Below are 13351 nucleotides of genomic sequence, written 5' to 3' on the forward strand. Positions count from 1 at the left end.
GTATCCGGCGCGACGCTCGATCGGCCCACAACCGGGCCCGATCAGCGCGCTGGGAGTACCAGGTCCGGGACACGGATTTTCGACAGTGGAGTGAGGGTAGGAGAAGCGTGGCGGGACAGAAGATCCGCATCAGGCTCAAGGCCTACGACCATGAGGCCATCGACGCATCGGCGCGCAAGATCGTCGAGACCGTCGTCCGCACGGGTGCCAGTGTCGTAGGTCCGGTGCCGCTGCCGACTGAGAAGAACGTGTATTGCGTCATCCGCTCTCCGCATAAGTACAAGGACTCGCGGGAGCACTTCGAGATGCGCACTCACAAGCGGTTGATCGACATCCTCGACCCGACGCCGAAGACCGTCGACGCGCTGATGCGCATCGACCTCCCGGCTAGTGTCGACGTCAACATCCAGTAGGGGACCGGCGAACTCATGGCAAGAAAAGGCATTCTGGGTACCAAGCTGGGCATGACGCAGGTGTTCGACGAGAACAACCGGATCGTCCCGGTGACGGTGGTCAAGGCGGGGCCCAACGTGGTCACCCGCATCCGCACGCCCGAGCGCGACGGCTACAGCGCCGTGCAGCTGGCCTACGGCGAGATCAGCCCGCGCAAGGTGAACAAGCCGGTGACCGGCCAGTACAGCGCCGCAGGGGTGAACCCGCGCCGGCACCTGGCCGAGCTGCGGCTCGATGACGAGGCCGCGACCGGCGAATACGAGGTCGGCCAGGAGCTGACGGCGGAGATCTTCGCCGACGGCAGCTACGTCGACGTGACCGGGACCTCCAAGGGCAAGGGCTTCGCGGGCACCATGAAGCGCCACGGCTTCCGCGGCCAGGGCGCGAGTCACGGTGCGCAGGCGGTGCACCGCCGCCCCGGTTCCATCGGCGGCTGCGCCACCCCCGCGCGCGTCTTCAAGGGCACGCGGATGGCCGGCCGGATGGGCAACGACCGCGTTACGGTCCAGAACCTGTTGGTGCACAAGGTCGATACCGAGAACGGCGTGCTGCTGATCAAGGGTGCGGTCCCCGGCCGCACCGGTGGGCTCGTGATGGTCCGCAGCGCGATCAAACGAGGTGAGAAGTAATGGCGCTCAAGATTGACGTGAAGACGCCGGATGGCAAGGTCGAGGGCTCCATCGAGTTGCCGGCCGAATTGTTCGACGCCCCGGCCAACATCGCGCTGATGCATCAGGTGGTCACCGCGCAGCGCGCGGCGGCGCGTCAGGGCACGCACTCGACCAAGACCCGCGGCGAGGTCAGCGGCGGTGGGCGGAAGCCGTACCGGCAGAAGGGAACCGGCCGCGCCCGTCAGGGCTCGACGCGGGCCCCGCAGTTCACCGGCGGTGGTGTCGTGCACGGCCCCAAGCCGCGCGACTACGCCCAGCGCACGCCCAAGAAGATGATCGCCGCGGCGTTGCGCGGCGCGTTGTCGGACCGGGCGCGCAACGGCCGCATCCACGCGGTCACCGAAATCGTCGCCGGCCAAACCCCTTCGACGAAGAACGCCAGGGCGTTCCTGGGCACGCTGACCGACCGCAAGAAGGTGCTGATCGTGATCGGCCGCAGCGACGAGGCCGGCGCCAAGAGCGTGCGCAACCTGCCGGGTGTGCACATCCTGACGCCCGACCAGCTCAACACGTACGACGTGCTGCTTTCCGACGACGTGGTGTTCAGCGTCGAGGCGCTCAACGCCTACATCGCGGGCAACGCGGCTAGCACCGAGGAGGTTTCGGCGTAGATGGCGACCATCACCGACCCCCGCGACATCATCCTGGCCCCGGTCATCTCGGAGAAGTCCTACGGGCTGCTGGACGAGAACGTGTACACCTTTGTGGTGCACCCCGATTCGAACAAGACGCAGATCAAGATCGCCATCGAGAAGATCTTCTCCGTCAAGGTCGCATCGGTGAACACCGCGAACCGGCAGGGCAAGCGCAAGCGCACCAGGACCGGATACGGAAAACGCAAGAGCACCAAGCGGGCCATCGTCACGCTGGCACCGGGTAGCAAGCCGATCGACCTGTTCGGGGCCCCGGCCTAGCCGCGCGAGAGAAAGACCTGATGAGACATGGCAATTCGTAAATACAAGCCGACGAGCCCGGGCCGCCGCGGCTCCAGCGTGTCCGACTTCGCCGAGGTCACCCGGTCGGAGCCGGAGAAGTCGCTGGTGCGCCCGCTGCACGGCCATGGCGGCCGTAACGCACACGGCCGCATCACCACCCGCCACAAGGGCGGCGGTCACAAGCGCGCCTACCGGGTGGTCGACTTCCGCCGCAACGACAAGGACGGGGTCAACGCCAAGGTCGCGCACATCGAATACGACCCGAACCGGACCGCCAACATCGCACTGCTGCACTACCTCGACGGCGAGAAGCGCTACATCATCGCGCCGCAGGGTCTTTCGCAGGGCGACGTAGTGGAGTCGGGCGCCAACGCCGACATCAAGCCGGGCAACAACCTGCCGCTGCGCAACATCCCGGCCGGTACCGTGATCCACGCCGTGGAGCTGCGGCCGGGCGGTGGCGCCAAGCTGGCGCGGTCCGCCGGGTCGAGCATCCAGCTGCTCGGCAAGGAGGGCACCTACGCGTCGCTGCGTATGCCCAGCGGCGAGATCCGTCGCGTCGACGTGCGCTGCCGCGCGACGGTCGGCGAGGTGGGCAACGCCGAGCAGGCGAACATCAACTGGGGCAAGGCCGGCCGGATGCGGTGGAAGGGCAAGCGCCCCTCGGTCCGTGGTGTGGTCATGAACCCGGTGGATCACCCGCACGGTGGTGGAGAGGGCAAGACCTCCGGTGGTCGGCACCCGGTGAGCCCGTGGGGCAAGCCGGAGGGCCGCACCCGCCACCCGAACAAGGCCAGCAACAAGCTCATCGTCCGGCGCCGGCGCACCGGCAAGAAGCACGGTCGCTAGGAACTCGAGGAGTAGCCAACCATGCCACGCAGCCTGAAGAAGGGCCCGTTCGTCGACGACCACCTGCTGAAGAAGGTGGACGTGCAGAACGAAAAGAACACCAAGCAGGTCATCAAGACCTGGTCCCGGCGTTCCACGATCATCCCGGATTTCATCGGCCACACCTTCGCCGTCCACGACGGGCGCAAGCACGTCCCGGTGTTCGTCACCGAGGCGATGGTCGGCCACAAGCTTGGTGAATTCGCCCCGACGCGCACCTTCAAGGGACACATCAAGGACGACCGGAAGGCCAAACGGCGATGACCACAACTGAATTCCCGTCGGCGGTCGCCAAGGCGCGGTTCGTGCGGGTCTCACCGACCAAGGCGCGCCGGGTCATCGACCTGGTGCGCGGACGGTCCGTGTCCGACGCGCTCGACATCCTGCGCTGGGCGCCGCAGGCCGCCAGCGAGCCGGTGGCCAAGGTGATCGCCAGCGCCGCGGCGAACGCGCAGAACAACAACGGGCTGGACCCCGCCACCCTGGTGGTCGCCACGGTCTACGCCGACGAGGGCCCGACCGCCAAGCGCATCCGCCCCCGCGCGCAGGGTCGCGCGTTCCGGATCCGCAAGCGCACCAGCCACATCACCGTCGTGGTGGAGAGCCGCCCGGCCTCCGGCCAGCGCTCGGCGAAGTCGACGCGGGCCCGCCGGGCCGAGGCCAGCAAGGCCGCCGCGAAGGCTCCCGCCAAGAAGGCGGCGTCAAAGGCACCGGCGAAGAAGGCACCCGCCAAGAAAGCCGCGGCGAAGTCCGCTCCGGCCAAGAAAACTACGTCTGAGACTTCTGAGGCGAAGGGAGGCTCAGACTAGTGGGCCAGAAGATCAATCCGCACGGCTTCCGGCTGGGCATCACGACGGACTGGAAGTCCCGCTGGTATGCCGACAAGCAGTACGCGGACTACGTCAAGGAAGACGTCGCGATCCGGCGGCTGCTGTCCACCGGTCTGGAGCGCGCCGGCATCGCCGACGTGGAGATCGAGCGCACCCGCGACCGGGTGCGGGTCGACATCCACACCGCGCGGCCCGGCATCGTGATCGGGCGCCGCGGCACCGAGGCCGACCGCATCCGCGCGGACCTGGAGAAGCTGACCGGCAAGCAGGTTCAGCTCAACATCCTCGAAGTCCGCAACCCCGAGTCCCAGGCGCAACTGGTGGCCCAGGGCGTCGCGGAGCAGCTGAGCAACCGCGTGGCGTTCCGCCGCGCCATGCGCAAGGCCATCCAGTCGGCGATGCGCCAGCCCAACGTCAAGGGCATCCGGGTGCAGTGCTCGGGCCGCCTCGGCGGCGCGGAGATGAGCCGCTCGGAGTTCTACCGCGAGGGCCGGGTGCCGCTGCACACGCTGCGCGCCGACATCGACTATGGCCTCTACGAGGCCAAGACCACCTTCGGCCGGATCGGCGTGAAGGTGTGGATCTACAAGGGCGACATCGTCGGCGGGAAGCGCGAATTGGCCGCGGCCGCTCCGGCGGCCGACCGTCCCCGCCGCGAACGCCCGTCGGGCACGCGTCCCCGGCGCAGCGGTGCGTCGGGCACCACGGCGACCAGCACCGAGGCCGGCCGGGCTGCCGCGGGCGCCGAAGAAAGCACTGCGTCCGCCGCGGCCGAGGCCGCGCCCGCCGCAGAACCGCAAAGCACGGAGAGCTGAATCATGTTGATTCCCCGCAGGGTTAAACACCGTAAGCAACACCACCCCCGCCAACGCGGCATCGCCAGCGGCGGCACGGCGGTGAACTTCGGTGACTACGGCATCCAGGCCCTGGAGCACGCCTACGTCACCAACCGCCAGATCGAGTCCGCGCGTATCGCCATCAACCGCCACATCAAGCGTGGCGGCAAGGTGTGGATCAACGTCTTCCCGGACCGCCCGTTGACCAAGAAGCCGGCCGAAACCCGGATGGGCTCGGGTAAGGGCTCACCGGAATGGTGGGTGGTCAACGTCAAGCCGGGCCGCGTGCTGTTCGAGCTGAGCTACCCCAACGAGCAGGTGGCGCGGGCGGCGCTCACCCGGGCAATCCACAAGTTGCCGATCAAGGCGCGCATCGTGACTCGAGAGGATCAGTTCTGATGGCCGTGGGAATTTCGCCCGGCGAACTGCGGGAGCTCACCGACGAAGAGCTCGCCGAGCGTCTGCGTGAGTCCAAGGAGGAGCTGTTCAACCTCCGTTTCCAGATGGCGACCGGGCAGCTGTCCAACAACCGCCGGCTGCGCACGGTGCGGCAGGAGATCGCGCGTGTCTACACCGTGCTGCGCGAACGAGAACTGGGCCTGGCCAGCGGGCCCGACGGTAAGGAATCGTGATGGCAGAAGCGAAGAAGGCGGCACCGAAGGCGGCCGCGCAGGACGCCGGGTCGAAAGACAAGGGCCCCAAGCACACTCCCGCCAACCCGAAGGTGCGTGGCCGGCGCAAGATGCGCATCGGCTACGTGGTGAGTGACAAGATGCAGAAGACCATCGTGGTCGAGCTGGAAGACCGCGTGCGGCACCCGCTGTACGGCAAGATCATCCGCACCACCAAGAAGGTGAAGGCGCACGACGAGAACAGCACCGCGGGCATCGGCGACCGCGTCTCGCTGATGGAGACTCGTCCGACGTCGGCGACCAAGCGGTGGCGGCTCGTCGAAATCCTGGAAAAGGCGAAGTAGCCCGGAAGCGACATCGAAACGCCCGAGACCCGAAGGTCTCGGGCGTTTCACTCTGCCGGGCCTGAGGCGGTTGCGAAAAGCGATCGGAACATTCGCGGTCGCGTTACGCTCTGCGGATGTCGACTGACTCCCGAGCGTTTCAAGGCAAGATCGAGCTGGACATCCGGGACTCCGAGCCGGATTGGGGGCCGTACGCCGCGCCGACCGCGCCGGAGAACTCGCCGAACATCCTGTACCTCGTGTGGGACGACACCGGCATCGCGACGTGGGACTGCTTCGGCGGACTGGTCGAGATGCCCGCCATGACCCGCATCGCCGAGCGCGGTGTGCGGCTGTCGCAGTTCCACACCACCGCGCTGTGCTCGCCGACCCGCGCGTCGCTGCTCACCGGCCGCAACGCCACGACGGTCGGCATGGCCACCATCGAGGAGTTCACCGACGCGTTCCCGAATGCCAACGGCCGCATCCCGTTCGACACGGCGTTGCTCTCCGAGGTGCTCGCCGAGCGCGGGTACAACACCTACTGCGTCGGCAAGTGGCACCTCACGCCGCTCGAGGAGTCCAATCTGGCCTCGACCAAACGACATTGGCCGACCTCGCGGGGCTTCGAGCGGTTCTACGGCTTCCTGGGCGGTGAGACCGACCAGTGGTATCCGGACCTGGTCTACGACAACCATCCGGTCAACCCGCCGGGCACACCGGAAGACGGCTACCACCTCTCCAAGGACATCGCCGACAAGACCATCGAATTCATCCGCGACGCCAAGGTGATCGCACCGGACAAGCCGTGGTTCAGCTACGTGTGCCCGGGCGCCGGGCACGCGCCGCACCACGTCTTCGCCGAGTGGGCCGACAGGTACGCCGGCAAGTTCGACATGGGATACGAGGCCTACCGCGAAATCGTCCTGGAGAAGCAGAAGTCGATGGGCCTCGTGCCGCCCGACACCGAACTGTCGCCGGTCAACCCGTACTCGGACGTCACGGGCCCGCAGGGCGAGCCGTGGCCGATGCAGGACACCGTGCGGCCGTGGGAGTCGCTGGCCGATGACGAGAAGAAGCTGTTCAGCCGGATGGCGGAGGTGTTCGCCGGTTTCCTGAGCTACACCGACGCCCAGATCGGCCGGATCCTGGACTATTTGGAGGAGTCCGGTCAGCTGGACAACACCCTGATCGTGGTGATCTCCGACAACGGTGCCAGCGGCGAGGGCGGGCCGAACGGTTCGGTGAACGAGGGCAAGTTCTTCAACGGCTACATCGACACCGTCGAAGAGAGCATGAAGCTGTTCGACCACCTCGGTGGCCCGCAGACCTACAACCATTACCCCATCGGCTGGGCGATGGCCTTCAACACGCCCTACAAGCTGTACAAGCGGTACGCCTCGCACGAGGGCGGCATCGCCGACACGGCGATCATTTCATGGCCCAATGGTGTTGCGGCGCACGGGGAGATCCGTGACCACTACGTCAACGTCTGCGACATCACGCCCACGGTTTACGACCTGCTGGGCATGGCACCGCCCGACACGGTGCGGGGCATCGCCCAGAAGCCGTTGGACGGCGTGAGTTTCAAGGCGGCCCTCGATGATCCGGGCACCGACACCGGAAAGCGCACCCAGTTCTACTCCATGCTCGGCACCCGCGGGATATGGCACGAGGGTTGGTTCGCCAACACCGTCCACGCGGCCACGCCCGCCGGCTGGTCGCATTTCGACACCGACCGCTGGGAGCTGTTCCACATCGAGACCGACCGCAGCCAATGCCACGACCTGGCCGCCGAGCACCCGGACAAACTCGAAGAACTCAAGGCGCTGTGGTTCTCCGAGGCGGCCAAGTACAACGGGCTGCCGCTCTCCGACCTGAACATCATCGAGACCATGACGCGGTTCCGCCCGTACCTCGTCGGTGAGAGGTCCAGCTACGTCTACTACCCCGACTGCGCGGACGTGAGTATCGGCGCCGGGGCCGAAATCCGCGGCAGGTCGTTCTCGGTGCTGGCCGAGGTGACCGTGGACACCACCGGCGCGGAGGGGGTGCTCTTCAAGCAGGGCGGCGCCCACGGTGGGCACGTGCTGTTCATCCAGGACGGGCACCTGCATTACGTGTACAACTTTCTGGGCGAGCGGCAGCAGGCGGTCTCCTCGTCGGGCGCGGTGCCGCTGGGCAGACACCTGCTCGGGGTGAGTTATGCGCGGACCGGAACCGTGCCGGACAGCCACACGCCGCTCGGCGACGTCACCTTGTTCATCGACGACGACGTGGTCGGCACGCTCGCGGACGTGCAGACCCATCCCGGGACCTTCGGGATCGCCGGTGCCGGCATCACCGTCGGACGAAACGGCGGCTCGGGGGTGTGCAACCGCTACAAGGCGCCGTTCTCGTTCACCGGGGGCACCATCGCGCAGGTCACCGTCGACCTCTCCGGTCGGCCGTACATAGACGTGGAAGCCGAAATTGCGCTTGCCTTTTCGCGCGACTGAGGCATTGGCGCTGTGCCTGTTGGCGGCCCCGGCGGTGGGCTGCGAGAAGACCACCGCCGGCACCGCCGTCGGCGGGAGCGCTTCGGCGACGACCTCGACGACGCGGCCCTCCGACCCTGCCGAGCCGGTGCCCGGCGTCGAAACGACGCTGCCCGACCACATCCCACCCAACGCCCTGGCGTGCTTCCCGCCCCCGCCCGCCAGCGGCTCGATGACCAAGGCCTCCGTCGCGGACCCGGTCGCGCCCGTGCTCACGGTCGCGCTGCCGGACGGCTGGCCGTCGACGCCGGGCACCGGTGACGTCGCGTTGACGTCGGCAGGCCCCGACGGCATGTCGGTGCGCGTGACCATCGCCCGCACCGACCTCGACCCCGGCGGGGCGTTCCTGCGTTATGCCAGCGACCTGCGAACGGCGCGGCCCGGCGTCAAGGTCACCGTCACGGCGGCCCAGTTCTGCGGCTACAGCAGCCAGCTGCTCGACGGCACCGGCGGAGGCCCGGGAGCAAACGACTTCGCCGACCGCATCACCCACGTCTGGACGAACACCCAGGCGTATCTGGTGGCCATCCACCTGGAGGGTCCCGGCAAATCGCCCGATTTCGAAGCGGCGAAATCGACCGTCACGCAGCAGTTCGCGGTCATTATCCCCTGAAATTTGCCGTTCCCCCTGCTAGCATCTGGCCCGTGATGCCCCAATGACCGCCGGGACTCCGGCGCCCCCCGCGCCGCCGGCCCCCGCCAACCACCGCGGCCGGCAAATCGCGATCGCTTTCGGGATCGTCGCGGCCCTGATCGTCATCTACGCCCTGTCGCTGATCGCCGTGCACCTGCTGGCAAAGTCGGCGCCGGCGCTTCCGTCGGTCGACCTGAGCAAGGTGGAGGCCGAAGACAGCGTCGTTCAGGTGCGCCTGGAGAAGCTGGACACCGTAGCGAACCGCCTGACGGTGAACGTGACCGTCTACCCCAAGGATTCGTTGTACGACAGGAACTTTGGGGTGCTGACCACCGACGCCGCGGTACGGCTGTACCCCGACAACGACCTCGGCGACCTGCAATACCCGGTGGGGAAGGCGCCGGCCCAGGTCAGCACGACCATCGTGGCCCACGGCGACCCCGCCAACTGGCCGTTCGACACCTACAAGACCGAGGTGATCGCCGCGGACGTGTTCACCGGTACCGGCGCGAACCGCGAGAAGGCGCCCGCCCGCGTCGAGGCGACCGGCAAGCTGGACGGCTGGGACGCCACCGTCACCCGCATCCACGACCCCGAAGACGCCAATCCCGATGTGCAGGACGACCTCGTGATCACGTTGCAAAGGTCCAAGGGCGCGTTGATCTTCGACGTCGGCATCTGCCTGGTCCTCATTGCGCTGCCGGTGCTGGCCCTGTGGGTGGCCATTCCGATGGCGCTGGGGCGGACCACGTTCCTGCCGCCGTTGGGGACGTGGTTCGCGGCGCTGCTGTTCGCCGTCGTCCCACTGCGCAATTTCCTGCCCGGTTCCCCGCCGCCGGGCTCGTGGATCGACCAGGCCGTCGTGTTGTGGGTGCTGATCGGGTTGGTGACGGCGATGTCGCTGTTCATCGTCGCCTGGTGGCGATCCCGCGAGAAAAAGACGCCGAAGAGGACGTGAGGGCTACTCCGCATTCGAAGTGTCGCGGGGGCCGATCGCGTCGACGGCGCTCGACACCCGCGCCCGGAAGTCCACCGACAGCGGGATGTAGCCGGTCCTCGCGAGGTCGACCTGCCCGGGACCGATCGCTGCCTGCAGGAAGGCCCTGACCGCCTTGGCCACGTCGGCGCTGGGATAGGTGGAACAGACGATCTCGTAGGTGGCCAGGACGATCGGGTAGACGTCGGGTTGGGCCGGGTTGTAGAACGACGAGAGGTCGAGCACGAGGTTGTTGCCGTCGCCGATGACCTTGGCGCCTGCGATCGTCTTGCCGACCGCGTCGGCGCCGATCCGGACCGGCCGCAACGACCTGCGGCTGGCCGGGGTCTTGATCTCCGCGGCGAACAGCCCTTCCTTGAGCGCGAACGACAGTTCGTTGTAGCTGATCGCCCCCTCGGTGGTTCTGACCAGCGCGGCGGTGCCTGCGTTGCCCGCGGCGCCGATTCCGACGCCGCCGCTGAACGCCTTGCCGGTGCCCTTGTTCCAGGCCCCGCCTGAGGCGGCCTTCAGGTAGGACTGGAAGTTGTCGGTGGTCCCGGACGCGTCGCTGCGGTAGATGACGTGGATGTCCTCTGCGGGCATGGATGCGTTGAGGGCGGTGAGGGCCGGATCGTCCCAGCGCGTGATGGTCCCGTTGAAGATCTTGGCCAGCGTCGGCCCGTCGAGCACCAAAGAGTCGGCGGCGGCGAGGTTGTAGGTGATGGCCAGCGGACCGAACACCACCGGCAGGTTCCAGGCGTCCGAACCAGCGCATCGCCGTCTGGCGGCGGCGTATTGGTCATCGGTCAGCGGTACGTCAGATCCAGCGAAATCGGTCTTGCCGGAGAGGAAATCGCTGACGCCGGCGCCGGAGCCGTTGGCCGTGTAGTTGAGGTTCTGCCCGGGGCAGGCCTTGGTATAGGCGGCGATGAACCGGTTCATCGCGTTGGCCTGTGCGGTCGAGCCGCTGGCGGACAAGTCCTGGTCGCCACCGCAGTTGACCTTCGCTCCGGCGGTGTACGGCAGGGTCGCGGGAGCGCTGCTGCATGCCGGAAGCGCCAAAGCGCCCGCGGCAAGCAAGCTCATGGCGGCGGCTGAGCGATTGCGCTTCACTTCGGCGATTCCTTGCGGGCAACGGATCCGGCGGTGCGGGGCTCGGGTGTCACCCCTTTCGGCACATGTCGAGACTTACCGTCATGCTCGCGAGCAAGCAAACCAATTTCAGGTGAACCGGTTGGCTCGGCCTGGCGAACAGAGGGTAGCATCGCGCCCTAATCGGCTGGGGCAGAAGGAAATTGAGGCCGGTCTCGATCGGCATGCTTCGGCGTCGGGTCCTCCCGCAGTTATCCGCGGGTGCCCGTTTCTCCCGCGGCGTCACCGGCACTGCGCCGTGGTCCTACGCTGAAGTGGTGCTTACCGAGCTGGTCGACTTGCCTGGCGGGTCGTTCCGCATGGGTTCGACCAGCTTCTACCCTGAAGAGGCGCCCATCCACACCGTCACCGTCGGCCCGTTCGCGCTGGAGCGGCACCCGGTGACCAATGCACAGTTCGCCGAATTCGTCGCCGCCACAGGCTATGTGACGGTAGCCGAGCAACCGATCGACCCTGCGCTCTATCCGGGCGCGGATCCCAGCGAACTATGCCCGGGCGCCATGGTGTTTCGCCCGACGACGGGCCCGGTCGATTTGCGGGACTGGCGCCAATGGTGGCACTGGGCGCCGGGGGCGAACTGGCGCCATCCATTCGGGCCACACAGCCACATCGCCGATCGCCGGGACCACCCGGTGGTCCAGGTGGCCTACCCGGACGCCGCGGCCTACGCTCGCTGGGCCGGCCGGCGGCTGCCGAGCGAAGCCGAATGGGAGTACGCGGCGCGCGCGGGGAGCACGACGACCTACTCCTGGGGCGACGAGCCCAGAGTCGACGGACGGCTGATGGCGAACACTTGGCAAGGAGACTTCCCCTACCGCAACGACGGGGCGCTCGGCTGGGTGGGAACGTCACCGGTGGGAACGTTTCCGCCCAACGGATTCGGCCTGCTCGACATGATCGGCAACGTGTGGGAGTGGACCGCCACCGAATTTTCCGCGCACCACCGCCTCGATCAGCCGCCGAAAGCCTGTTGCGCCCCGACGGGACCCCCGAACCCCTCGGTCAGCCAAGCCCTCAAAGGTGGTTCGCATTTGTGTGCGCCCGAGTATTGCCACCGTTACCGCCCGGCGGCCCGGTCGCCGCAGTCTCAGGACACCGCGACGTCCCATATCGGGTTTCGCTGCGCGGCGGACCCGGCGTCGCCCTAGCAAACCGGTGCCCCGCCACCCGCTGGTTCCGCGGACGGCGCCGTCGTCGGGCAGATGAACGGCGGATGTCGCCCGGGTGACGGAACCGCAAGACGCACGCGGACATGGGAATTCGCCGCGCGACCAGCATGGCCGTTCGCTAGCATCCCACCACGTGGTGCCCCGACGAATGGAAACTCGGCGGCCATTTCCGCCCGGCCGGAGCAAGCCGTCACGGCGGTCGGCCCATGACGTCTGAGGCACCGGCGCCGGCGTCGCCGCAACCGGCGGTCGGCGACCCGGCCGGACCGGCGAAGAAGAAGAAGAAATCGGCAGGCAAGGTGAAGCCGCCGAAGTTGAAGAAGTCCCAGGTCGAGATCGGGGTGGCCATCCTGGTCACCGTCGCCATCACCTATGCCCTCTCGCTGCTCTTCGTCCATGCCCTGCAGCGGGAATCGGGTCCGCTTCCTCCGCTGGACCTGAGTCAGGGCGGGGGTGATGCGACCATCGTGCAGCTACGCGTCGAGGAGCTGAAGCCGGTCGCAAATCGCCTCACGGTCAACGTGCTCGTGTACCCGGGTGTTGCGCAGTACGACCCACGATTCGACGTGTTGGGCAACGACGTCGCCGTGCGGCTGTATCCGACGAGCGACCTCGGGGACCTGAACTATCCGAAAGGGAAGGCGCCGGCACAACTCACGACGACCATCGAGGCGCACGGAAATCCCCGAAACTGGCCATTCGACAAGTACAAGACCGAGCCGATCGCGGCCGACGCATTCGTCGGGTCCGGTGACAACCGTAGGAAGGTGCCGGCGCTCGTCGAGGTAACCGGCTCATTGGACGGTTGGAGCATCAACGTCGAGCGCGTCCGGGACCCGAGCGGCCTTCGGACATCGCGCTCGTTGGACACCGGCAACGTGGTCGTCACCCTGGAGAGGGCCGACGGCCCGCTTGTCTTCGACCTGGTCATCTGCCTCGTCCTGGTGGCCCTGCCGACCCTGGCCCTGCTGGTGGCCATCCCGATGGCAATGGGCAGGCGGAAGTTCGTCCCGCCCTTCGGCACCTGGTACGCCGCGATGCTGTTTGCCGTCGTGCCGCTGCGCAACATCCTGCCCGGCAGCCCACCGCCCGGTTCGTGGATCGACCAGGCCCTGGTGCAGTGGGTGCTGCTGGCGCTGGTGACGGCGATGAGCCTCTACATCTTCTCCTGGGTGCGCCAGGGGGACTGACCGACGAGTTCGTCGGAGGGGAGTGGCATACTCGAACCTATGTTCGAGTCGAGGGTGTCGTCGGCGGCGGTGATCGCGGAGTTTGATGAGCTCTTCGAGCGGCGGTATCCCTCGGGGACGGCGGA

17 protein-coding genes are annotated in these 13351 nt (G+C 67.5%); 16 read left to right on the top strand and 1 reads right to left on the bottom strand.

Annotated elements, in window-relative coordinates; all coding sequences use genetic code 11:
- Positions 1 to 107: 107 nt before the first annotated feature.
- The 14 genes from rpsJ to BST44_RS07945 all read left to right on the top strand — a co-directional run bounded on the left by rpsJ (position 108) and on the right by BST44_RS07945 (position 9697).
- On the top strand, positions 108 to 413 hold the full coding sequence (gene rpsJ / locus BST44_RS07880) for a 30S ribosomal protein S10 (RefSeq protein WP_003873519.1): 306 nt from the start codon (positions 108 to 110) through the stop codon (positions 411 to 413).
- Positions 414 to 428: 15 nt separating this feature from the next.
- Positions 429 to 1082 (top strand): 50S ribosomal protein L3, encoded by a 654-nt coding sequence (rplC, locus tag BST44_RS07885; protein WP_083176343.1) that lies wholly within the window; start codon positions 429 to 431, stop codon positions 1080 to 1082.
- Complete coding sequence (gene rplD, locus BST44_RS07890) at positions 1082 to 1735, top strand: 50S ribosomal protein L4 (RefSeq protein ID WP_083176345.1); 654 nt, start codon at positions 1082 to 1084, stop codon at positions 1733 to 1735. The genes rplC and rplD overlap by 1 nt, the downstream gene beginning before the upstream one ends.
- Positions 1736 to 2038 (top strand): 50S ribosomal protein L23, encoded by a 303-nt coding sequence (gene rplW / locus BST44_RS07895; protein WP_065441075.1) that lies wholly within the window; start codon positions 1736 to 1738, stop codon positions 2036 to 2038.
- Positions 2039 to 2065: 27 nt separating this feature from the next.
- Positions 2066 to 2908: a 50S ribosomal protein L2 gene (gene rplB / locus BST44_RS07900; RefSeq protein ID WP_083176347.1), complete on the top strand. Its 843-nt coding sequence runs from the start codon at positions 2066 to 2068 to the stop codon at positions 2906 to 2908.
- A 21-nt stretch (positions 2909 to 2929) separates the two neighbouring features.
- Positions 2930 to 3211 carry a 30S ribosomal protein S19 gene (gene rpsS / locus BST44_RS07905; RefSeq protein WP_010908582.1) on the top strand — a complete coding sequence of 94 codons (282 nt, stop codon included), beginning with the start codon at positions 2930 to 2932 and terminating at the stop codon, positions 3209 to 3211.
- Positions 3208 to 3756, top strand: a complete 549-nt coding sequence (rplV, locus tag BST44_RS07910; RefSeq protein WP_083176349.1) for a 50S ribosomal protein L22 — start codon at positions 3208 to 3210, stop codon at positions 3754 to 3756. The genes rpsS and rplV overlap by 4 nt, the downstream gene beginning before the upstream one ends.
- Positions 3756 to 4592 (top strand): 30S ribosomal protein S3, encoded by an 837-nt coding sequence (rpsC, locus tag BST44_RS07915; protein ID WP_083176351.1) that lies wholly within the window; start codon positions 3756 to 3758, stop codon positions 4590 to 4592. The genes rplV and rpsC overlap by 1 nt, the downstream gene beginning before the upstream one ends.
- A gap of 3 nt (positions 4593 to 4595) precedes the next feature.
- Positions 4596 to 5012: a 50S ribosomal protein L16 gene (rplP, locus tag BST44_RS07920; RefSeq protein ID WP_007167840.1), complete on the top strand. Its 417-nt coding sequence runs from the start codon at positions 4596 to 4598 to the stop codon at positions 5010 to 5012.
- A complete protein-coding gene (gene rpmC, locus BST44_RS07925; protein WP_067924221.1) occupies positions 5012 to 5245 on the top strand; it encodes a 50S ribosomal protein L29 in 234 nt (77 codons plus the stop codon). The genes rplP and rpmC overlap by 1 nt, the downstream gene beginning before the upstream one ends.
- Positions 5245 to 5589 (top strand): 30S ribosomal protein S17, encoded by a 345-nt coding sequence (rpsQ, locus tag BST44_RS07930; RefSeq protein ID WP_083176353.1) that lies wholly within the window; start codon positions 5245 to 5247, stop codon positions 5587 to 5589. Before rpmC ends, rpsQ begins: the two co-directional genes overlap by 1 nt.
- A gap of 116 nt (positions 5590 to 5705) precedes the next feature.
- Positions 5706 to 8066, top strand: coding sequence for an arylsulfatase (locus BST44_RS07935; protein ID WP_083176355.1), 2361 nt, complete (start codon positions 5706 to 5708; stop codon positions 8064 to 8066).
- Positions 8041 to 8718 (top strand): hypothetical protein, encoded by a 678-nt coding sequence (locus BST44_RS30625; protein WP_244184753.1) that lies wholly within the window; start codon positions 8041 to 8043, stop codon positions 8716 to 8718. The genes BST44_RS07935 and BST44_RS30625 overlap by 26 nt, the downstream gene beginning before the upstream one ends.
- 43 nt (positions 8719 to 8761) lie before the next feature.
- Complete coding sequence (locus BST44_RS07945; RefSeq protein ID WP_083176359.1) at positions 8762 to 9697, top strand: DUF4436 domain-containing protein; 936 nt, start codon at positions 8762 to 8764, stop codon at positions 9695 to 9697.
- 3 nt (positions 9698 to 9700) lie between these two features.
- Here BST44_RS07945 and pstS read toward each other — a convergent pair whose 3' ends face one another.
- Positions 9701 to 10828 carry a phosphate ABC transporter substrate-binding protein PstS gene (pstS, locus tag BST44_RS07950; protein ID WP_083176361.1) on the bottom strand — a complete coding sequence of 376 codons (1128 nt, stop codon included), beginning with the start codon at positions 10826 to 10828 and terminating at the stop codon, positions 9701 to 9703.
- A gap of 296 nt (positions 10829 to 11124) precedes the next feature.
- Between pstS and BST44_RS07955 the strand changes: the two genes are divergently transcribed.
- Both BST44_RS07955 and BST44_RS07960 read left to right on the top strand, forming a co-directional pair.
- The gene (locus BST44_RS07955) at positions 11125 to 12015 is read left to right on the top strand and encodes a formylglycine-generating enzyme family protein (protein WP_083176399.1); all 891 of its coding nucleotides are present in this window, start codon (positions 11125 to 11127) and stop codon (positions 12013 to 12015) included.
- A gap of 227 nt (positions 12016 to 12242) precedes the next feature.
- Positions 12243 to 13226: a DUF4436 domain-containing protein gene (locus BST44_RS07960; RefSeq protein ID WP_083176363.1), complete on the top strand. Its 984-nt coding sequence runs from the start codon at positions 12243 to 12245 to the stop codon at positions 13224 to 13226.
- Positions 13227 to 13351: the final 125 nt, after the last annotated feature.

This window comes from Mycobacterium scrofulaceum (assembly GCF_002086735.1).
In the GTDB taxonomy this organism is placed as follows: domain Bacteria; phylum Actinomycetota; class Actinomycetes; order Mycobacteriales; family Mycobacteriaceae; genus Mycobacterium; species Mycobacterium scrofulaceum.